Raw genomic sequence first — 20,744 nt, forward strand, 5'->3', positions numbered from 1 at the left:
GCGAAGGAAGGCACCGCAACCACCCTCACCGCCACCGTCAACCCCGCCGGCGCGGGCGGCACCATCGAATTCAAGGACGGCAACGACGTCCTCGGCACCGCACAGGTCGGCGCCAACGGCGAAGCCACCCAGCAGTGGACCCCCACCACCGCCGGCCAGCACACCATCACCGCCACCTTCTCCGGCCGCGACGGCGTCCTCGGATCTACCACCACCGCACAGATTTCGGTGACCGCAGCCGACGTCGCCTCCACCACCACCCTCGAACCCATCACCGGAGCCACCGCCGACACTGAGGTCACACTGAAGGCGAAGGTCACTCCCGCAGCAGCAGGCGGCACCATCGAATTCAAGGACGGCACCACCGTCCTCGGCACCGCACAGGTCGGCGCCAACGGCGAAGCCACCCAGCAGTGGACCCCCAACGCCGCCGGTCAGCGCACCATCACCGCCACCTTCTCCGGCCGCAACGGCGTCACCGGATCCACCACCACCCAGCAGGTCACGGTCACGGCAGCCAACAGCAACTCCACCGTGACCCTCACCCCGGTCACCGGAGCCAAGGTCGGCACCGCGATCACGCTGACGGCCACCGTCAACCCGGCAGCAGCGGGCGGCACCGTCACCTTCAAGGACGGCACCACCGTCCTCGGTACCGGGCAGATCGGAAACGACGGCAAGGCCACCTACCAGTGGACCCCCACCACCACCGGCCAGCACACCATCACCGCCGACTTCTCCGGCCACGGCACCACCACCGCCTCCACCACACACACCACCGTCACCGTCGCACCCAACGGCGGCAACAGCAGCAGCACGGGCAGCCTCGGCTCCCTCTTCGGCTCCAGCAACTGACGCTGGAACAAAGCGGGGGTCTGTTCACGGCGACACCGGACGAGAACAGACCCCCGCCCCGACCAGCGGCACCGGCTCCGCAACACCCGTTCCACCGGGAGCCGGCCCGCCGCACTTTCGTTCATACCCAGTGAAGAGCGTCTCGAAATGATCAACACACTTCGCCACACCCACCAGGCCGCCTACGATGCACCCGAAGACTGGAGCGCCAGCGCGCTCTGCCGCACCATCCCCGACCCCGACCGGATGTTCATCCGGGGCTCGGCGCAGCAACGAAAGGTCGCCGCGCTCTGCCGGCACTGTCCTGTCATCCAGCAGTGCGGCGCCGAAGCGCTGGACAACCGGGTCGAGTCCGGTGTCTGGGGCGGCATGACCGAGATCGAACGCCGCAACCTGCTCATGCTGTATCCCCACATCCGCTCCTGGGCCGCCTTCATCGCCCGCGCGCACAACACCAATCGGTCCCGAACCATCTTTGACGCCATGGCCTGAGGCCGTTCACCGAACTCCATGACCACCAGCCTCAGGCCACGGATGACCGGATACCGGACCGACCGGACATCCGGTCAGCAGGCCGCGACCAACCCTGCCTCGGGCCGCTCGCCGCGCCGCCGCCGCTGCTCGACGGGATCCGGCACCGGCACCGCCTCCAGCAGCCCCCGGGTGTAGTCCCGCTGCGGATCGTCGAACACGCTTGCCGTGGAGCCGATCTCGACCAGCTCACCGCCGCGGAGCACCGCGACCCGGTCCGCCACCCGGTTCACCACCGCGAGGTCGTGGCTGATGAAGAGGCAGGCGAAGCGGAACTCCTCACGCAGGTCCGCGAACAGGTCGAGGATCTCCGCCTGCACGGATACGTCGAGCGCACTCGTCGGCTCGTCCGCGACGAGCAGCCGCGGCGCCAGCACAAGCGCCCTCGCGAGCGCCACCCGCTGTCGCTGCCCGCCGGACAGTTCGGCCGGCCGCCGGTCCGCGAAGGAGCGCGACAGCCGCACCGATTCGAGCAGGTCGCCCACCCGGGCGCGCAGCAGCGCGCCGGACGCCGCTCGATGCACCACGAGCGGCTCCGCGACGGAATCCCCGACGCTCCGGCGCGGGTTCAGCGAGGCCGCCGGGTCCTGGTGCACGAGCGCCATACCCTTCCGCAGGCCGCGGAGGTCCCGGCGCGAGACCGTCGCCAGGTCCGTTCCGTCGAACACGACCGACCCCGAGGTGGCCCGCACCACCCCGAGCGCCGCGCGCCCCAGGGTCGTCTTGCCGGAGCCCGACTCCCCGACCAGGCCCAGCACCTCGCCCGCGCCGACGTCGAAGCCCACACCGCGCAGAGCGTGGAACTCCTTGTTACCCAACCTCGCCGGATAGACCACGTCCAGCTCGCGGACCACCAGGACCGGCTCGGACTGCGCCGGGACGACAGGACCCGCGGCGTCGCCGAGCCGCGGCACCGCCGTGAGCAGCTGCGTGGTGTACTTCTCCCGCGGCGCCGAGAACAGCTCGTGCACGGCGCGCTCCTCGACCAGTGCGCCGCGGCGCATCACCGCCACCCGATCCGCGATGTCGGCGACCACCCCCATGTTGTGGGTGATGAGCAGGATCGCCGCACCCCGCTCGGTCCGCAGGCCGCGCAGCAGGTCGAGGATCTCCGCCTGCACCGTCACGTCCAGCGCCGTGGTCGGCTCGTCCGCGATCAACAGGTCAGGGTCACCGGACAGCGCAAGGGCGATCACGACCCGCTGCTTCTGTCCGCCGGACAGCTGGTGCGGGTACCAGTCCACCCGCCGTTCCGGATCCGGGATCTCCACCAGGCGCAGCAGTTCGACGGCCCGCGCCCTGGCCTCCGCGCGGCCGATCTTCGCGTGCGCACGCAGGGCCTGCGCGATCTGCCAGCCGACCTTCTGTACCGGGTTCAGCGCGGTCTGCGGCTCCTGGAACACCATCGCCGCCCTGGTCCCGCGCAGCCGGGCGAGGGCATCCTCCCCCGCCCCGACCACCTGGTCGCCGCCGAGCCGGATCGACCCGCTCGCCCGGGCGGCGTCGGGCAGCAGCCCGAGCACCGCCTTGGCGGTCATCGACTTTCCGGAGCCGGATTCGCCGACCAGCGCGAGGATCTCGCCGCGGTGGACGGTCAGGGTCAGCCCGTCCACCACCGGGTCACCGGTCACGCCGAAGCGGATGCTCAGGTCCTCGATCTCGAGGATCGGGTCTGTCTGGGTCATCGTCTACTCCTGAGATGTCGTGGCGCGTCAGGCCCGGCGCGCGGATCCGAGCGCTTGGGCGATGAGCAGGAACCCGAGCACCAGCGCCGCCACCACCACCAGCGGACCGATGGCGAAAGCCGGATTGGCGTCGAGGTTGGGGACGGCGTCGGCGATGATCGAACCGAGCGAGGGTTCCGGGGGCCGGACACCGATGCCGATGAAACTCATCGCGGACTCGACGAACACCGCCACCGACATGGACAGCGCGACCTGTACACCCAACGGCTCCAGGGTGTTCGGCAGCACGTGGGTGCGCAACACCCACCACCGACCGGCCCCGATGACCTCCGCCGACTCGACGTACGGCAACTCCCGGATCCGCAGCACCTGGGTGCGGGTCATCCGGCCGAAGATCGGGATCTCCGCGACCACGATCACCACGATCACCGTCACCGCGCCGGATCCCACGATCGCGGCGAGCGCGATCGCCAGGATCAGCGCGGGGAACGCGAGGACCACGTCGAAGGCGCGCTGGGCGATCACGTCTGTCACCGGGTGCAGGCTCGACACCAGACCCAGCAGTGCTCCGATCGCGGCCCCGATCGGCACCGCGACCGCGATGATCTCGAGGTTGATCCGGATGCCGTGCAGCACCCGGGAGAAGACGTCCCGATTCACCTCGTCGGTGCCGAACCAGTGCTCGGCACCGGGGCCGAGCAGGTTCGCCCCCGCGATCTGCTCGTTCGGACCGAAGGGTGCGATCCAGTGGGCCAGCAGTCCCGCCGTGGCCACCGCGACCACCAGCACCACGCCGAGTAGCCCCTGCCCGTGGGTGAGCGCGGCGAGCGCCGGGTGTCTGCGCGCGGGGGCCGGCTCGGGCAGCGCCCGGTCGGCGACCGCGGGGTCGTCGATGCGGGTGACGCTCATGAGGTTCCCCCGATCCGGATCCGCGGATCCAGGTAGGCGTGCACGACGTCGGTGACGAGCTGGACGAGCACGAACACCGAAACCGAGAGCAGCAGCAGGACCTGGACCACGGGGTAGTCACGGCGGCTGATGCCCTGCTCGATGAGCTGTCCGATCCCCGGCCAGGCGAAGATCGCCTCGACCAGCACCGCCCCGCCGAGCAGCTGCCCGGTCTGCAGGCCCAGCGCGGTCACCATGGTGGGCAGCGCGTTGCGCAACGCGCTGCGGGTCACGAGATCCCACCGCGAGACGCCGAGTGCCCGCGCGGTCAGCACGTACGGCTGGCTCAGCTCGGTGCGCAGCGACTCGGTGAGGAACCGGGTCAGCGCGGCGGCCACCGGCAGGGCCAGGCACACGGCGGGCAGGAGCAGGTACTGCGCCGAGATGTCGGGCCTGACCCAGAAACCCTGCGGCGGAACCCCGCCCGAGGGGAGCACAGGAACGAGCACCGCGAACACCAGGACCAGAAGCACTCCGCTGACGAACGGCGGCAGCGCAACGGCGAGGGTGTTGAACCCGGCGACCGCGCTGGTCAGCCACCGCTTCGGCCAGACAACCGCCGCCACGCTGAGGACCAGGCTCACCAGCACGGCGAGCACCAGTGCGGTCATCGCGAGCACGACGGTGTTGACCAGACCGGCGACGACCAGATCGGAGATCTGACCGCCGATCACGTACGAGCGGCCCAGGTCGAAGGTCAGCACCGAGCCGATCCAGGATACGTACTGGGCCGGGATCGACCGGTCCAGTCCGAGCGAATGCCTGATCGCGGCAATGGATTCCGCAGAGGCATCCGGCCCGGCCAGGCTGCTCGCCGGATCACCGGGGACCAGCCGCAGCACGAAGAAGATCAGCAGTGAGGCCAGCAGCAGCACCACCACGGCCGACGGCAGCCGGCGCGCGAGGTATCGCACCATGATGCGAGCTCCTCTCGGTCGGGGCCGTCAGGCCAGATAGGTGTCCGTGTAGACGATCTCGGAGCGCTTGGTCCAGTCGATGCCGTGGACCTTCTGGGCCGCGGCGAGCTGGTTGAGCACCACGCCGATCTCCACCAGGAACAGTCCGTCGAGCAGCTGGTCGCTCACGGCCCGGTACCTGTCCTTCGCCTCCGCGCCGGTGCCGTCCGCGACCCGCCACGCCGCGCCCGCGGCATCGACGTAGGCCGGGTTCTCGTAGTGCGAGGAGTTCTTCAGCGCGTTGAAGGGGTAGGCGCTGACGGTGAGCGTGGACGGGACGTACTGGGCCCACGAATGGAACGTCACCCACAGGGCCGGGATGGTGCCGCCGATCAGTGCCTTGACGAAGGTCGCGTTCTCCTGCGGGTCGAGCTCGACCGGGATGCCGACCTCGGCGAGGTTCGCCTGCACGATCTGCGCGGTCGCCTCGTAGAAGGGGTTCCCGGCCTGGTAGGTCAGCGGCAGGGTCGGGACCGCGATCCCGGACTCGGCCAGGATCGCCCGCGCCTTGGTCGCGTCCCGGGTGAAGGTCTTGTTCCTCGCCTCGTCGTAGGCGGGCGAGCTCTTGGGCCACGGCAGGTTCACCGGGTAGCCCGAGCCGCGGAACACCTCCGAGATCACCCGGTCCCGGTCGAGCGCGTGCGCGATCGCCTGCCGCACCCGGACATCGGCGAGCGCCGGGTGCGTGACGTTGGCGCCCACGTAGACCTGCAGCTCGGCTCCCTCGAGCGACACGGCCTGGAATCCGGCTGTCTTGCCGAGGGTTTCGGAGTCGCGGTAGTTCAGCCCACCCGCCACCGCGACCTGACCGGACTTGAGCGAGCTGAGCAGCGCCTGCGAGTCGGAGATGACCGAGACCTCCACCCGGTCCAGGAACGGGCGGTCCGGGATCCAGTAGTGCTCGTTGCGCTCGAACACCAGCGCGCTGTTGGGCGTGCGCGAGACCAGCTTGAACGGCCCGGTGCCGATGAAGGCGTCACCGGCGGCGAGCTTGTCGATGGATTCGCTGTCGAGGATCGGAACGGTGTCGAGCAGGTCGAAGATGTTCCCGAGCGGATGCGCCAGGGTCAACACCAGGCGGTGCGGATCGCTGGTGTCGAACGCCGTGATCGCGGCCGCGGTGCTGCGCAGCTGTGCGGTCCACTTGGGGTCCGCGTAGGTGCGGAGGGCGAACTCCGCGTCCTTCGAGGTGAACGGGCGCCCGCTGTGGAAGGTGACGTCGTCGCGCAGGTCCAGGGTCAGCGACAGCCCGTCGGCGGCGAGCTGCCACGACTTCGCCAGCCGTGGTTGCGGCTCCACCTTGTCGTGCGGATAGCGGACGAGGGTGTCATACGCCAGTCCGATCACGGTGGTGGCGCCGCTGGTGTTGGTCAGGAACGTCGCCGGGATCACGTCCGTTGTGATGCCGGTCTTGAGGGTGCCGCCGCGCACCGGCGTGCCGGACGCGCCGGTGGCCGCCCCCGCCCGCTGCTCGTCGACCGCGGAGGAGCAGGCCCCGAGCAGACCGGTCCCGAAGATGGCGGCGGCGGTCAGGCCCGCGCCGCGGAAGAAGGTGCGACGGTCGACGGACGACCGGATGACGGAGGAGCTCACTGGGAGAAGACCCTTCGGATGGAGGTGAGTGGATCGGAGTAGAGGGTGCTGAGCGAGACCACGCTCGCGGCGAACTCCTGGACGCGGTTTCCGAAACCGGTGATCCGGATGTCCTTGCGGGCCAGGCTCGACGTGCGCGCGAACGCCTCGGCGACGTGCGGGATGCCCGCGGGGTACTCGGTGAAGGCCTGGCCGCCGAGAATCACCCGGTCCGGGTTGAACAGGTCTCGCAGCATCGCAACGGTGCGGCCGAGCACCCGGGCGCGCTCGACCAGGAGTTCGTGCGCCGGAATGGATCCCGCGGCCGCTGCCCGGTAGACGGCGGCGATGGCGGGCCGTTCGTCGGTCTCGGTGAGGATGCCTGCCTCCCTGGCCGCGGCGATGGTGGCGCGGTCGCTGACCGTGGCCTCGAGGCATCCGCGGGCTCCGCAGGAGCACAGCGCCGAGGAACCGGTGGACAGGTGCACGATCGAACCGGGGCCGGACGAGGGCGTGTGCACCCGGCCGTCGATGGTGACGGCGACACCAGCCATCTCGCGGGCATAGAAGTAGAGGCTGGTCCCGTCCGATCCGCTGTCGCCGGGACGCTGCGGGGCGAGCAACAGCTCCGACGCCGCCATCGCCTCGACGTGCGCGGCGACCGACACCGGCAGTCCCAACCCTTCGCCGATGATCGAGCCGACGGGCGCGCCCAGCCAGCCGAGTCGCGGGTGGTCGACCCGGCCCGTCGTCGCGTCCACCCGGCCACCGAGCGCCACCCCAACCCACAGGGGCCTGCGACGATGCCATCGTGAGGCGAAAAGCTTTGCACTGCGCGCGATCTGGGACAATGCCTGGTTCTGCGGGAGGGCCGGTGTCGGGACCTCGACGGCGCCGAGGACCTTACCCCGGAGGTCGCTGGCCACGATCCCGGTGACCACCGCACCGATGTGGATGCCGATGGTGAGGTAGGGCTCGTGGTTGACCTCGAACGGGACCCGGGGCCGGCCCACCGCACCGGAGGCGGTGAGATCCCCCCGTTCGCGGAGCAGACCCTCGGCGAGCAGCGCCGAGACCTGGCGGTTCACCGTGGCCGTGGACAGCCCGGTGGTCTTGGCCGCGATGTCACGGGCGATCGGCCCACGGGCGCAGGCCACCCGGAACACCGCGGCGGCGGGGGTGTCGGCCACCCGCAGTTCCGGCGGGACGATCTGGGCGCGGGTGGGAGGACGGACGATCGGCCGGGTGAGGGCGGCCGCGGACGACAGAGTGGTGATGGACACGCGAGTTCCTTGCGCTTCGTCCCGGACGGGACAGACCTACACGGCGTGGGCAAGCGCTGACCTGGGAAAACGACGCGACATCAGCCGCCGAGACGCACACAGAGGCGTCCGGAGGTCAGGGAGGTCGACGTACGAGGAGTGGCAGCGCGGACTAGCGACAGATACCGCGGGGGGAACAACAGAGTTCCCGCGCCAGGGGCAGGCGTGAACCCAGTGCGGCGGTCACATAGGTGACCCGCAAGGGGTGAGGCCGGCCGGAGTTCATGGCGTCAAGCTAACACCCCGCCGAATTCTCCACCAGCCGAGGGGAAATACCCGCCGACGGTGACGACCCGCGGGCGGTTGCGATCAGCATGACGGAAACCCTTGGCCGCCACAGCCGTCGCTGGTTGCCTGAGACACGTACCGCAGCGAGCCAGCACAGACTACGAAAGGCTAGTCATGTCAATTGATTTCGATACCCGGACCACCGCGACGGGAGCCTCCGTCGTGAAGCTCGGCGCCCATATCGGCGCCCGCGTCGACGGCGTCACGCTCGGCGGCGACCTCGATCCGGCGACCGTCTCCCTGATCCGCCAGGCCCTGCTCGAGCACAAGGTGATCTTCTTCCGCGGCCAGCAGCACCTCGACGAGGACTCCCAGTACGCGTTCGCCCAGCTGCTCGGCGAGCCGACCACCGCGCACCCCACCGTCACCTCCCGCGGCGAGCGGATCCTGCCGATCGACTCCGAGTACGGCTCTGCCAGTAGCTGGCACACGGACGTCACCTTCGTCGACCGCATCCCGAAGGCCTCGATCCTGCGGGCCGAGGTGCTGCCCTCCTACGGGGGCTCGACGACCTGGGCGTCCACCGTCGCCGCCTACGACACCCTGCCCGAGCCGCTCAGGGCCCTGGTGGAGAACCTGTGGGCGACGCACACCAACCTCTTCGACTACGCCGCGAGCACCGCCGCGTCCGTCGACAGCAAGGGCGAGGAGTACATCAAGGAGTTCCAGTCCACCTACTACGAGACCCAGCACCCGGTGGTGCGCGTGCACCCGGAGACCGGTGAGCGGTCGCTGCTGCTCGGCCACTTCGTCAAGGGCTTCGTCGGCCTCGGCACCGCCGAGTCGCAGGCGCTGTTCCAGCTGCTGCAGGCGCGCGTCACCAAGCTCGAGAACACCACCCGCTGGAACTGGGAGGACGGCGACGTCGCGATCTGGGACAACCGCGCCACCCAGCACTACGCCGTCGGCGACTACGACGGCCAGCGCCGCCGCCTCACCCGGATCACCCTCGCGGGCGACGTCCCGGTCAACGTCCACGGCGAACGCAGCCGCATCGTCACCGGCGACGCCTCGCACTACTCGACCATCGATCAGCCGGTGCGGGTCGCGAGCTGATGACCATCCCGCCGCACGCCAGGGGCTACGAGGGGTTCACCGGCCGCATCGGCCGCACCACCGACGACTCGACCCCGTCCTGGGCGCCCGCACCCGCGGCCGCCCCGGGTTCGCCGAACGTAGTCGTCGTGTTGATCGACGACATGGGCTACAGCGACATCGGACCGTTCGGCTCCGAGATCGACACGCCCAACCTCGATCGCCTCGCCGCCTCGGGCGTGCGGCTGACGAACTATCACACCACCCCGCTGTGCTCGCCGTCGCGCGCGGCGCTGCTCACCGGGCTCAACCCGCACCGGGCCGGCTACGGCTTCGTCGCCAACGCCGACCCCGGCTACCCGGGCCTGCGCCTCGAACTGGCCGACGACGTGCTCACGTTGCCCGAGATCCTGCGGGCCGGTGGCTACGCCACCTACGCCGTCGGCAAGTGGCACCTGGTGCGCGACGCCAACATGCGCCCCGGCGCGAATCGCGATTCCTGGCCGACCCAGCGGGGGTTCGACCGGTACTACGGATCCCTCGAGGGCCTCAATTCCTTCTATTATCCGAACCAGCTGGTCTCGGACAATTCCGCGGCCGACGTCGACCAGTACCCCGAGAACTATTACCTCACAGACGATCTGACCGACAAGGCGATCGGCTACCTCAAGGACCTGCGCGCCCACGACTCCGACAAGCCGTTCTTCCTCTACTTCGCGCACGTGGCCATGCACGGACCACTGCAGGCCAAGCCTGCGGACGTCGCGAAGTACCGCGGCCGCTACGCGGAGGGCTGGGACGTCCTCCGCGAGAGCCGGTTCGCCTCCCAACTGGCGCAGGGACTGTTCCCCGAGGGCACCGAGCAGGCGCCACGCAACAGCGAGGCCGGATTCGATGTGCCCGAATGGGACTCGTTGACGGCGTCGAAGCAGCGCCGCTTCGCCCGGTACATGGAGGTGTACGCGGGCATGGTCGACAGCGTCGATCAGAGCATCGGACGGATCCTCGACACCATCGAGGAGCTCGGTGAGCTCGACAACACCATCGTCGTGTTCACCTCCGACAACGGCGGCACCGCGGAGGGCGGGCCGGAGGGCACCCGGTCCTATTTCTCCCAGTTCGCACACGTCACCGACCCGGACTGGGTGGGCGACGTGCCACACGACGAGGAACTGATCGGGACCGCGAAGCTCGGCGTGCACTATCCGCGGGGCTGGGGTCAGGCGTCGAACACCCCGTTCCGCTTCTACAAGGGGCAGTCCTTCGCCGGTGGCGTGCGGGTGCCGTTCGTGCTCTCGTGGCCGGACGGACTGCGAAAGCAGGACGGCGACAACGGCATCCGCGAGCAGTTCACCTACGTCACCGACCTCGCGCCCACCCTGCTCGCCCTCGTCGGCATCGATCCCCCGACCGTGCGGGGCGGACTGCCCGCCAAGGAGTTCGACGGGGTGGACGCCTCCGCGGTACTGCGCGACGGGGCCGCCGCGTCCGCGCACACCGAGCAGTACACCGAGATGACCGGCAACCGCGGCTACTACCGCGACGGCTGGAAGCTGCTCGCCCTGCACCCGGGCCAGGACGTGGACGCCCCGCGGTGGCAGCTGTTCGACGTCCGGAACGACCCGACCGAGCTGCGCGACCTGGCGGACCGGTTCCCGGAGAAGGTCGAGGAGTTGGCGGCGGCCTGGGACGAGGCGGCATGGGCGAACACGGTGTTCCCCTTGGTGACCGGCGGCGCGCTCGCCGTCCGCAGGCCCGCGGAGCAGGCGTTGTCGCGGCCGGTGCGGCTCCTGGCCGGTACCCCGACCCTGGAACGCTATCGGTCCTCGAAGTTGATCGCCTTCCGGGACTTCGAGATCGCCGTCGAGTTGGGCGGATCCGGATACGCCAAGGGCGATGAGGGCGTGCTGGTGGCGCACGGCGACCCGCAGGGCGGCTACCTGCTCTACATCGAGGAGGGGCGCCTGGTGTTCGGGCTGAACAGCTACGGCCGCTATGCCGCCGTCGACGCAGGCCCGGTACCGCAGGGCGCCCGCCGCATCGAGGTCTCCGCGACTGTCGCGCCGCGGCTGCGCTGGGACTTCGCCATCCGGGTCGACGGAACCCCAGCCGGGGCGCTGCTCGGGCAGGTGCAGCTGGTCGGCATGACCCCGTGGACCGGCATCTCGGTTGGGGTGGATGCCCGCGGCCCGGTGTCATGGGATCTGCGCGAGCGCCGCGGGCCGTTCCGCTACACCGGCGCGCTGCGCGCGGTCACCTACACACCGGGTCCCGTCCAGGTTCCCGGCGGGGACATCGAGCGGATCGAACGCGAGGCCGAGTACGCGGCGGATTAGGCGGCTTCGCCGCCCGTGAGTCCTTCTGGTCCCGTGGCGGGCCGAAAGGACTCACGGGCGCCGGAGGCGCCTAGGCTGAGGCCATGACCATTTCGCCTGATGAAAACGTCGCCGTCGTCACCGGCGCCAGCTCCGGTATCGGGGAGGCCACCGCGCGAACCCTCGCCGCGCAGGGGTTTCACGTGGTTGTCGGCGCGCGCCGGATCGACCGCCTGGAGAAGCTGGCCGAGGACATCGGCGGCACCGCGCTCGAACTCGACGTGACCGACGAGGACTCGGTGGACGCCTTCGCGGCGGTCCTGCCGCGGGTCGACGTCCTGGTCAACAACGCGGGCGGCGCCAAGGGCCTGGCCCCGGTGCTCGAGGCGGACCTGGACGACTGGCGCTGGATGTGGGAGACCAACGTCCTCGGCACCCTGCGGATCACCAAGGCGCTGCTGCCGAAGCTGATCGACTCCGGCGACGGCCTCATCGTCACCATCACCTCGGTCGCCGCATTCGAGGCCTACGACAACGGATCCGGCTACACCTCGGCCAAGCACGCCCAGGCGGTGCTGCACCGGACGCTGCGCGGCGAACTGCTCGGCAAGCCGGTGCGGCTCACCGAGATCGCCCCCGGCGCGGTGGAGACCGAGTTCTCCCTTGTCCGCTTCCACGGCGACGCGGAGCGCGCGAAGAAGGTCTACGAGGGCATCACGCCCCTGGTCGCCGCGGACGTGGCGGAGGTGATCGGGTTCGTCGCGTCCCGCCCGTCGCACGTGAACCTCGACCAGATCATCATCAAACCCCGCGATCAGGCCAGCCCCGGACGCTTCTCGCGGACCTAGCCGTGCAGCACCGGCTGACCGCGGGCCCGCTGCTCGACGGTCGCGGCCGACTCGCGGAAGCGGGCTGGGCGACGTCGGAGGTCCGCCGTTACGACCGGCGGGCCGTCGCCGCGCCCCGGTTCCGGATCAAGGAGTGGGACTACTACTGCGTCCTCGCGCAGGAGTTCGGGCTCGCACTGACGGTCGCGGACAACGGCTACATGGGCCTGCTCGGGGTGTCGTGGCTCGACCTCGGGGCGCGCACCCAGGTGACCGAGAACGTGATGCTGCCCTTCCCGATGGGCTCGATGGCGTTGCCCGCCAGTGCCGACGCAGGCGACGTGGTGGCCTCGCACAGGGGCCTGCGGATCGCGTTCCGGCACACCGAGGGTGGCCGGTTGCTCGAGATCGACCATCCGGGGTTCGACGGCGGTCGTGGGTTGAGCGGTGAGCTCCTGCTCGTGCAGCCGCCGGCCGTGTCCCCCGGTCGCTCCGCGGGCTCCGCTCCCGACCGGATGGTCGTCGCCACGCCGTTCCACAAGGCACCCAAGGCCTTCTACTACAACCAGAAGATCAACTGCCTGTCCGCGAGCGGTGAGATCGTGGTCGGCGGGCGGCCGTTCGCCTTCGACCCGGGGTCGGCGTTCGGCGTGTTCGACTGGGGTCGCGGCGTCTGGACCTACGACAACACCTGGTACTGGGGTTCGGCGTCCGGTCTCGTCGACGGAAAGCCGTTCGGGTTCAACATCGGCCACGGTTTCGGCGACACCTCCGCTGCCACCGAGAACATGGTGTTCGTCGACGGTCGCGCGCACAAGCTTGACGAGGTGACCTTCCACCTCCCGCTGGGTACCTTCGACGGCGCGCCGTGGACCTTCACCAGCAACGACGGCCGGTTCGAGATGACCTTCGAGCCGATCCTCGACCGTGCGGCCGACACCGATCTCCTGGTGCTGCGCTCCATCCAGCACCAGGAGATCGGGCGGTTCAGCGGTCACATCGTCCTCGACGACGGCAGCAGGATCGAGATCGCGAACCTGCTCGGCTTCGCGGAGGAGGTCCGCAACCGCTGGTGAGCTCAGACGCCGCGGGCGGGCCCCGGGTCGAGGATCAGCAGGGCGTCCAGTTCCCGGTTCCGGCAGCGGCGGATGAACTCTGCCGCGGACCCCGGGTCCGCGGCAAAACGCTCGTGCGTCGGAGCGTCGATCTCGTAGAACTCCTCCGCCTCCGCGACGCCGTTTGCCGCGGGGATGGCCAGGTAGTGGCGTCCGGTGGTCTCCTCGATTCCCAGCGAGAAGCGCAGTTCGAGGCAGATGAACCGGTCCCGGAAGCTCGGCGGCGCGGCGGCCGTCTCGGTCCGGTCCTGTTCGCGCCGTGTCGGTTTCATCGGCCGACCGCCTCTGCGCCCACGACGCCGACGAGTCGCTGAACCTCGGCGGCGATGTCCTCACCGCGGGCGGGCAGCGCACTGACGATGTCCGAACCCCGGACGAGGTAGCGCCCGTCGTCGGCGAAGTCCATCCAGTGGAAGCCCTGGCCGTCACCGGTCGGCCGGTTGTCGTAGGCGGGGCCCGCGAAGACCGTGACCTCGCCCAGCCCCGTGCGCGGACGCCGGAAGAACTCGTCCCGTTCCGCGCTTCCGCGGGCCCCGCTCGCCGGCTGCATGACGGAACCACCGCTCACCGGCGCCACCACCCGGGGCACCGACACACCCCGACGCCGACCGGGAGCGACCGGCGGAATCGATTGGGCCACCAATGTTCCCAGCTGCGCGACGGGAGCAGATGCCAGCAGCACATCGGCGCCGGCGTGCAGGTCGGGACCCGGCAGCTGAACGGCCACGGCCGCGACGGACTGCCTGATCCCGGCGTGCATCCTGATCATCGATTCGTGCCCGGGGCCGCGGAATCCACACAGCTCGATCCGGACCACGGGCTCGGCCAGGGCGACCAACGCCTCGTACAGGCCCTCGTCGAGCATCGACACGACCTTCCGCGCGGCCGCCCGTCGGTCTGCCAGGAACTCCTCGTCCGTGGCCGCAGTGCCGCGGAACTGGAACGGGTACGGCAGGCGGTCCCGGCCGAATCGCTCCCACATGACCGTGAACTCGAGGGCGGTCAGGCGCCACCGACCGTCGCTCATCCGCCGATCACCGGCGGCGCGACCTTCGGGAGCCTGCCCACCAGCTCGTTGCCGTTGTCGACGTTGACCAGGTAGCTCGGCGTCTTGTGCTCGGTGTCGTCATCGCCGTTCGCGCGGGCTCCGCCCGGCGCCATGCCACCGCCCATCGCGCCGGGACGGCCCGCGGCGCCCGCGGCGCCACCGCCGGCTCCACCCGCGCCCGCCGCGCCACCCGCCGCGCCGGGTACCCCCATCCCACCGCCGAGGCCACGCCCGGCGCCGCCGGGCCCGCCCGTGGTGCCAAGACCTCCGCCCGCACCGAAGGACCCGCCGGACCCACCGCCCGCACCGAGCCCCGACGCGGAGCCCGCCGCGCCGTGACCTCCTGAGCCGGCGGCACCACTGCCGGTGCCTGTGCCTGCACCGACCCCACTGCCCGTCCCGTCGGCGCCGCCCGCGGCCGCAGGAGCGGTCCAAGCAGAGGACGGATCGGTCTGTGCGAAGGGCGAATTCGAGCCGTCGGTGCCGGGGCCGTCCGGTGACAGCGGGTTCGCGCCCGGGTCGGAGGGGTCGGCGCCGGGCGACCCGGCCGAGGGATCGTTCCCGACGCCCTGCCGCTGCGGGGCGACCGGCGCATCCCCCGGCCCGGTGTAGCCGGAGGGGTTGTAGCCGGACGGTCCCCCGATGCCCGGCCCGCCGGGCGTCGAGTCAGGCGTCCGGTGCGGTGGCGGTGTGTGGTCCCCCGGCCGGGGAAAGATCGGGACGTTGGTGTCGGCCTGCTGCATCACCGGCATGTAGACGGTCTTCATGATCTGGATCGCCTGCTGACGGGCCTCGTCCGAACCGTGCACCAGCTGCTTGACCATCCCGACGGAGGGAAGCGCGACGTTGACGAGGCTCTCGAGCGCGGAGGTCACCTCGACGGCCGGCATGGTCGCCTTGACCTGCGAGATCCCGGTCGCCGCCTCCGCGACCTTGGTCCCCACGAGCCTGCCCGCCACCGCGAGCTTGTCGGAATCGGCGACGTACGCCGCCGTGGCCGCCACCGCGGCGTCGGCGGCGACGCCCTCCCACTTGCCCGTGATCTCGTTCGAGATGAATTGAGTGAACTCGGCGAGGCCCTCGCCGAGCGAGGATCCGATCTTCGCCCAGCCCTCGGCGCTCGCCCGGATCGGGTCGGCGCTCATCGCGTCGACGGCGGACTTGATGGCCTCGTGCGACATCGAGTCGAAGCTGTCGGGCACCACGGACGGCGGTTCGTAACCGCCACCGAACTCGGCCCTGAGACCGTCCTGCCGTCCGTAGAGCGCGGAACGCTCGGCGTTGCCGGCCTCCTGCCGGTCCTCGACGCGGTTGCCCTCGGCGATGTCGTAGCCGGACACCACGTCGATGATCTTGTTGCCTGGATCGCGTGCAAGATCACTCAGGTCGTCCAGGGCGCCCGAAGCCAGGTCGCCCATCGACCCCTTCAGTTCCTCCAGGCTCGGCAAAAACGACATCTCAGATCCCCCCATCGGCCCCGACCGATACCGGTCCACCCTAGATAGACGCAGCATCACCCCGATCGGTTCCATCCGGGTCACGAGAAACCCGGCGAGGCAGCTCACCCCTCCACAGCTGCCCCGCCGGCCACCGTCTCGAAGCTGTCCCGAGCAGCATCAATGCGCCGCAGGCCGCACCTCGGCGACCCGCGTCCACCCCCGTGTGCGCGATACTTCTCGCCCGGCCCAGTTCTGACGGCTTATCTTCAATAGACGCGCCGCCGAGCCATCAGGTTCCGTGCAATTGCGCCGACTCGCAGAATTGTGCGGTGCTAGACGGCGGGAGCCGCGAGGAGTAGGGAGGCTGTCATGGGGTTCTACGGGGATCAGGTCGTCCCACGGCTGGTGGACATCACGTGCGGGATGTCGCTCACCGAAGCGTCACGGCAGCGGGTGTGCGCCGGCCTGCACGGCCGTGTCGTGGAGATCGGGTTCGGGTCCGGACTCAATGTCCCGTTCTACCCGGCAACCGTGGATTCCGTCAGCGCCGTCGAACCCGCCGACCTCGGCTGGAAGCTCGCAGACAAACGACTCGCGACCTCCCGCGTGCCCGTCGAACGATCCGGCCTGGACGGACAGTCACTTCCATTCCCCGACAACACCTTCGACAGCGCGCTGTCCACATGGACGATGTGCACGATCCCCGATGTGGACGCCGCGCTGCGCGAGGTACGTCGTGTCCTCAAGCCCGGCGGCACGCTGCACTTCCTCGAACACGGGCTCGCCCCGCACGAGAAGGTCCGACGCTGGCAGCACCGCTTCGAACCGATCCAGAAAGTCGTCGCTGGCGGCTGTCATCTCACCCGTGAGATCCCCGCCCTCGTGCGCGCCGCCGGATTCGATATCCGCGACCTGGACACGTTCTACGAGAAGGGAGCCCCGAAGATCATGGGCGCCCTCTCGCTAGGGGTCACCGCGCCCCTCGAGGATTGAGCGCCTCAGGTCTGCACCGCCGCACCGGGCTGCCCACTCAGATCGCACTCACGTGCTCTCGGACCGACCGGAGGAGGTTCGCGCCAAGGGCCAGCAGTTCGGTTCTGGGGCAGTTCGGCTGGGCCGCAAGCCATTCTCCTGCCCTCTCGACAACAGCCGAAGGATTCGCCGCCGGGTCGATCTCCAGACCGACTGCAAGGCGCGGGCCGCTCAACGAATCCTCGAGAACGAAAACATAGACGGCACTCACGCCTGCCACCGAGGGTCCGAGCCTGCGCACGGCCTCCATCAGAGCGATCGGCGGCGGTTCCGCCGGAGCGCCGACACGGACCGTCGACCCTGCCCCCGGGATCCGATGCGCAACTCGCATGAAGTCCTCCGCCGGCATCACCAGATCCAGTCCCTCGACCCCTGGATTCAACGAGAGGTTGACACCCTGTGGCCAGGTAGCGGCCAGATCCTTCCCGGCGATCTCCGCGGACCGCTCGACGTCGCCCAACTTGGCCAGATACCGGGAATCGGTGAAAACGGCGGCATGAGGCTTGCCCTGCCAGGCGAACACCCAGAGATTCCCGGCCTCGGAATCCGACCCCACGAGCGGCACCACCAGCTTCGACTGGCCCATCAGGTCGAGAAACAACTCGGCGCCGATACGTCCGGCGCGGAGTTCTGCAATCGCCTGCTCGATATCATTCGACAAATCGGGGGTCCTTCGGAAGCAGCTTCAGCCCGTCACCCCTCTAGACGCGGCCGGAGCCGATTCGGTTCCAACTCGAATTCAGACCTCCGCGAGCGCTGTTCGGAGTTTGGCGAGGTCCGGCGCAGGCGTCTCGAGCAGGGGCATGCGGACCGTCGCGTGCTCGATGATGCCCAGTTCGGCCAGCGCCGCCTTGGCCATGATGGCACCCTGTGAGGTCCGCATGACCGCCTCGGTCAGGCCGAGCAGGGACCGTTGGATGGCCCGGGCGGAGTCGAGATCCGCGCCTCGGACGGCTCGGATCAGCTCCGCGTTCCGGTCGGCGACGATATTTCCCACCACACTGACCACCCCGCAGGCCCCGATCGACAGGTACGGCAGGTTGAGTTCGTCGCTACCGCAGTAGTAGGCGAGCGACGTGGCTGCCATGACGGTCATGGCATCGAAGAGGTCCTCCTTGGCGTCCTTGACCGCCCGGATCCGCGGGTGCCGGGCGAGCTCGATCAACGTGTCCGTGTCCATGGAGATGCCCGCCCGCGCCGGGACGTCGTAGAGCATCACGGGCAGGTCGGTGGCATCGGCCACCGCCAGGCAGTGGCCAACGACCCCGGCCTGGGTCGGCCTGGAGTAGTACGGACACACGACGAGCAGGGCATCGGCACCCGCGGCCTCGGCCCGCCGCGCCCGCTCCACGCTCTCGGCCGTGTCATAGGTGCCGACGCCCGCGATCACCCGTGCCCGGCCCCGCGCCCGGCCCGCCACCGCCGACACCACTTCGACCATCTCGGCCGCGGTCAGCGTGGGCGCCTCGCCCGCGGTGCCGCCCACCACGATCCCGTCGCATCGGGTGGCCAGGAGGTGGTCGACCAGGCTCGCCACCCCCTTGGCGTCGACGGAGCCGTCGGCCCCCATCGGGGTCACCATCGCGACCAGGTTGGAGCCGAACAACGTCTGCGCTGTCTCACGGAAATCGGTCATGGGGCGATCCTGCCCACCCAGTTCACATCGGTCTAGCGATGCTTTTTTGCCAATAATGCGTAGCCTGACTTCATGATCGATGTCGGCTCCCTGAGCGCGTTGCGGTCGGTCGCCGCCCTGGGGACCATCGCCCGGGCGGCGGACGAGCTCGGATTCACTGCCTCTGCCGTCTCCCAGCAGATCAAACGGCTGGAACGTCAGATCGGCGTCGCGCTGCTCGCGCCCGCCGGGCGCGGTGTCGTCCTGACCCCGTCCGGTCAGGCGCTACTCGACGCCGCCCCCGACGTCTTCCAGTCCTTGGAACGCTGCGCCGAAGCGGCCCGGTCCGTCGCCGACGGCACACCGAGCGGGGTGCTGCGGGTGGCCGCCTTCTCCACCGCCATCCGAGGACTGCTGGCCCCGCACCTGCCGAGCCTGGCGACCGCCTGCCCCGACCTGCGCCTGCAGGTCACCGAACAGGACCCCGACCAGGCGCTGCACTCGGTCGCGGCAGGCACAGCGGACCTGGCGATCATCCACGATGCGGACGGGCTCTCGCCCCGGCTGCCTGCATCCCTGGTCCACCGACACCTGCACACCGATCTCGGCGACCTGGTGATGCACCGCTCCCACCCGCTCGCCGCCGCCGGACAACCGCTGACCAGCGCGGATGTCGCAGGCCTTGCCTGGGTGACCAGTCCACCCGGCACGGTCTGTCACCAGTGGTTCCGACGCCTGGTCTCGGACCAGCCGGGCGAACCCGATGTCCGTCACCTCGTCGACGACTTCGCGACCCAGCTGTCACTCGTCGCCACCAGCGCGGTCATCGCCCTGGTCCCCCGCCTCGCCAGGCCCGCCCTCGGCGACGACCTCGTCACCCGCGCCCTTGCGCCGCCGCCCATGCGTGAGGTCTCGGCCGCGTGGAGACGCAGCGCCGACGCCAGCCCGGCCATCCGGGCCGTGGTCGCGGAACTGCTCTCCGGCGCCGACGTCAGCTGACGGGAACCGCCGCGCCACCGGTGGGCAGCGCCGACATCTCCTGCCACGCGGCCCAGTCGATCGCCCAGTCGTAGATGTCGCCGTCCGCCGCGGACAGCTCGATCCGGGTCCCGGTGACCTCGACCGGGTCGCCGTACAGCGCGGTGCCGAAGTACTCCTGGGCGTCGCTCAGGGAGAGGTTGATGCAGCCGTTGGTCACGTTGGCCGCGCCCTGCACGCCGGTGGTCTCGGGGTTGGCGTGGATGAACTCACCGTTGTTGGAGATGCGCACCGCCCACCGCTCGCGGACGTTCTCGTAGAAGGGCGGGTTCGACATGAGGAAGTCCTCGTGCTTCTCGCTGACCACGTGGACGCCGCTGCGGGTCACGTTGCGGTCCTCGTTGCCCTCGCCGTAACTGACCGGGAGGTCCATCACCGTCGCACCGTCCCGCACCACCTGCATGCGGTGGCTCGGGGCGTCCGCCTTGACGATCTGGCTGCGCCCGATGGTGAAGTTCAGGCTCAGGTCCTCGGCGCCGTACGCGCCGTCCCCGTAGTCGACGCCATACAGGTTGGCCGCGAGGTTCACCGTGGTGCCCGGCGCCCAGTAGTTCTGCGGACGCCAGTGCGCGCGGGACCCGTTGTCGTCGGGCAGCCAGGCCCACGACCCCGGGGTCGGCGGGTTGGTGGTCACGGTGAGTGCCTTCTCCACCGCCGCCTTGTCCTCGACGTGGTCGCTGAACTTGAGGATGATCGGGGCCGCGATACCGACCTGCTGACCGTCCGCGATGTTCGTGTTCGCGGAGATCGTCGACTGCGGGGCCACCGTGGTGAGCGACCCCTGCACCGGCACGGTCTTGCCGTCGGCACCGACCGCACCGCCGGACCAGGTGTAGCGCGCGCCATAGCCGAGCGGTTCGGAGACCGTGAAGGTGGTCCTGTCCGGGGACAGCACGCCCTGCACGGGCCTGCCCGCCTCGTTGGTGAGCGCGACCCCCTGCAGCGTGCCGCGCGCCGCGGTCACGGAGACCGGCGCCGTCGGGCTGACATCCTCGGCGCCTGCCTCGGGGACCTGGGTGACCGCCACGACCGGTCCGCTCGCCGCCACCGGCTTCCCGTCCCCGCCGCCGATGGTGCAGCCCGCGAGCATCGCGACAGCCGCGAGCAACACGGCGATCGACGA

At 70.1% G+C, this 20,744-nt stretch carries 19 protein-coding genes; 8 read left to right on the plus strand and 11 right to left on the minus strand.

Going from position 1 to position 20,744, the window contains the following annotated elements:
- Nucleotides 1–855, plus strand: an 855-nt coding sequence (locus BR31_RS28335; protein WP_037176404.1) for an Ig-like domain-containing protein, incomplete at its 5' end; no start/stop codon positions are given.
- Between the two features lie 147 nt (nt 856–1,002).
- Nucleotides 1,003–1,347 carry a WhiB family transcriptional regulator gene (locus tag BR31_RS28340; protein WP_051637332.1) on the plus strand — a complete coding sequence of 115 codons (345 nt, stop codon included), beginning with the start codon at nt 1,003–1,005 and terminating at the stop codon, nt 1,345–1,347.
- A gap of 74 nt (nt 1,348–1,421) precedes the next feature.
- Here BR31_RS28340 and BR31_RS0111885 read toward each other — a convergent pair whose 3' ends face one another.
- From BR31_RS0111885 to BR31_RS0111905, 5 genes are read right to left on the minus strand one after another with little or no spacing between them, the layout of a single operon-like run.
- Nucleotides 1,422–3,071 carry a dipeptide ABC transporter ATP-binding protein gene (locus tag BR31_RS0111885; protein ID WP_027501156.1) on the minus strand — a complete coding sequence of 550 codons (1,650 nt, stop codon included), beginning with the start codon at nt 3,069–3,071 and terminating at the stop codon, nt 1,422–1,424.
- 27 nt (nt 3,072–3,098) lie between these two features.
- Nucleotides 3,099–3,980, minus strand: coding sequence for an ABC transporter permease (locus tag BR31_RS0111890; protein ID WP_051637333.1), 882 nt, complete (start codon nt 3,978–3,980; stop codon nt 3,099–3,101).
- Complete coding sequence (locus BR31_RS0111895; RefSeq protein WP_027501158.1) at nt 3,977–4,936, minus strand: ABC transporter permease; 960 nt, start codon at nt 4,934–4,936, stop codon at nt 3,977–3,979. Before BR31_RS0111895 ends, BR31_RS0111890 begins: the two co-directional genes overlap by 4 nt.
- A 27-nt stretch (nt 4,937–4,963) precedes the next feature.
- On the minus strand, nt 4,964–6,568 hold the full coding sequence (locus BR31_RS0111900) for an ABC transporter substrate-binding protein (protein ID WP_231496457.1): 1,605 nt from the start codon (nt 6,566–6,568) through the stop codon (nt 4,964–4,966).
- A complete protein-coding gene (locus tag BR31_RS0111905; protein ID WP_442970210.1) occupies nt 6,565–7,824 on the minus strand; it encodes an ROK family protein in 1,260 nt (419 codons plus the stop codon). Before BR31_RS0111905 ends, BR31_RS0111900 begins: the two co-directional genes overlap by 4 nt.
- Before the next feature lie 447 nt (nt 7,825–8,271).
- Between BR31_RS0111905 and BR31_RS0111910 the strand changes: the two genes are divergently transcribed.
- From BR31_RS0111910 to BR31_RS0111925, 4 genes are all read left to right on the plus strand, one after another.
- Entirely contained in the window at nt 8,272–9,213 is a 942-nt protein-coding gene (locus tag BR31_RS0111910) for a TauD/TfdA dioxygenase family protein (RefSeq protein WP_027501161.1), read from the plus strand.
- On the plus strand, nt 9,213–11,528 hold the full coding sequence (locus BR31_RS0111915; protein ID WP_027501162.1) for an arylsulfatase: 2,316 nt from the start codon (nt 9,213–9,215) through the stop codon (nt 11,526–11,528). Before BR31_RS0111910 ends, BR31_RS0111915 begins: the two co-directional genes overlap by 1 nt.
- An 83-nt stretch (nt 11,529–11,611) precedes the next feature.
- A complete protein-coding gene (locus BR31_RS0111920) occupies nt 11,612–12,355 on the plus strand; it encodes an SDR family NAD(P)-dependent oxidoreductase (protein WP_027501163.1) in 744 nt (247 codons plus the stop codon).
- A 2-nt stretch (nt 12,356–12,357) separates the two neighbouring features.
- The gene (locus BR31_RS0111925) at nt 12,358–13,410 is read left to right on the plus strand and encodes a DUF2804 domain-containing protein (RefSeq protein ID WP_027501164.1); all 1,053 of its coding nucleotides are present in this window, start codon (nt 12,358–12,360) and stop codon (nt 13,408–13,410) included.
- Between the two features lie 2 nt (nt 13,411–13,412).
- On the opposite strand, the gene BR31_RS0111930 is transcribed toward BR31_RS0111925, so the two are convergent.
- Genes BR31_RS0111930 through BR31_RS0111940 form a run of 3 tightly spaced genes read right to left on the minus strand, consistent with a single transcriptional unit; the run spans nt 13,413 to nt 15,954 of the window.
- Nucleotides 13,413–13,721: a hypothetical protein gene (locus BR31_RS0111930; protein WP_051637334.1), complete on the minus strand. Its 309-nt coding sequence runs from the start codon at nt 13,719–13,721 to the stop codon at nt 13,413–13,415.
- Complete coding sequence (locus tag BR31_RS0111935) at nt 13,718–14,476, minus strand: ESX secretion-associated protein EspG (protein ID WP_027501166.1); 759 nt, start codon at nt 14,474–14,476, stop codon at nt 13,718–13,720. Before BR31_RS0111935 ends, BR31_RS0111930 begins: the two co-directional genes overlap by 4 nt.
- Nucleotides 14,473–15,954, minus strand: coding sequence for a PPE domain-containing protein (locus BR31_RS0111940; protein WP_027501167.1), 1,482 nt, complete (start codon nt 15,952–15,954; stop codon nt 14,473–14,475). The genes BR31_RS0111935 and BR31_RS0111940 overlap by 4 nt, the downstream gene beginning before the upstream one ends.
- Before the next feature lie 351 nt (nt 15,955–16,305).
- Between BR31_RS0111940 and BR31_RS0111945 the strand changes: the two genes are divergently transcribed.
- Entirely contained in the window at nt 16,306–16,929 is a 624-nt protein-coding gene (locus BR31_RS0111945) for a class I SAM-dependent methyltransferase (RefSeq protein ID WP_027501168.1), read from the plus strand.
- 37 nt (nt 16,930–16,966) lie between these two features.
- Here the strand turns inward: BR31_RS0111945 and BR31_RS0111950 are convergent, their stop codons facing one another.
- The gene (locus tag BR31_RS0111950) at nt 16,967–17,629 is read right to left on the minus strand and encodes an SseB family protein (RefSeq protein WP_027501169.1); all 663 of its coding nucleotides are present in this window, start codon (nt 17,627–17,629) and stop codon (nt 16,967–16,969) included.
- A 78-nt stretch (nt 17,630–17,707) separates the two neighbouring features.
- Nucleotides 17,708–18,604, minus strand: a complete 897-nt coding sequence (gene dapA / locus BR31_RS0111955; RefSeq protein WP_027501170.1) for a 4-hydroxy-tetrahydrodipicolinate synthase — start codon at nt 18,602–18,604, stop codon at nt 17,708–17,710.
- 72 nt (nt 18,605–18,676) lie between these two features.
- Between dapA and BR31_RS0111960 the strand changes: the two genes are divergently transcribed.
- On the plus strand, nt 18,677–19,582 hold the full coding sequence (locus tag BR31_RS0111960) for a LysR family transcriptional regulator (protein ID WP_027501171.1): 906 nt from the start codon (nt 18,677–18,679) through the stop codon (nt 19,580–19,582).
- Here BR31_RS0111960 and BR31_RS0111965 read toward each other — a convergent pair.
- Entirely contained in the window at nt 19,575–20,711 is a 1,137-nt protein-coding gene (locus BR31_RS0111965; protein ID WP_081830444.1) for a L,D-transpeptidase, read from the minus strand. The two genes, BR31_RS0111960 and BR31_RS0111965, sit on opposite strands and share 8 nt — an antisense overlap.
- Nucleotides 20,712–20,744: the final 33 nt, after the last annotated feature.

The organism is Rhodococcus sp. UNC363MFTsu5.1 (genome assembly GCF_000686785.1).
Classification (GTDB): Bacteria; Actinomycetota; Actinomycetes; order Mycobacteriales; family Mycobacteriaceae; genus Rhodococcus_G; species Rhodococcus_G maanshanensis.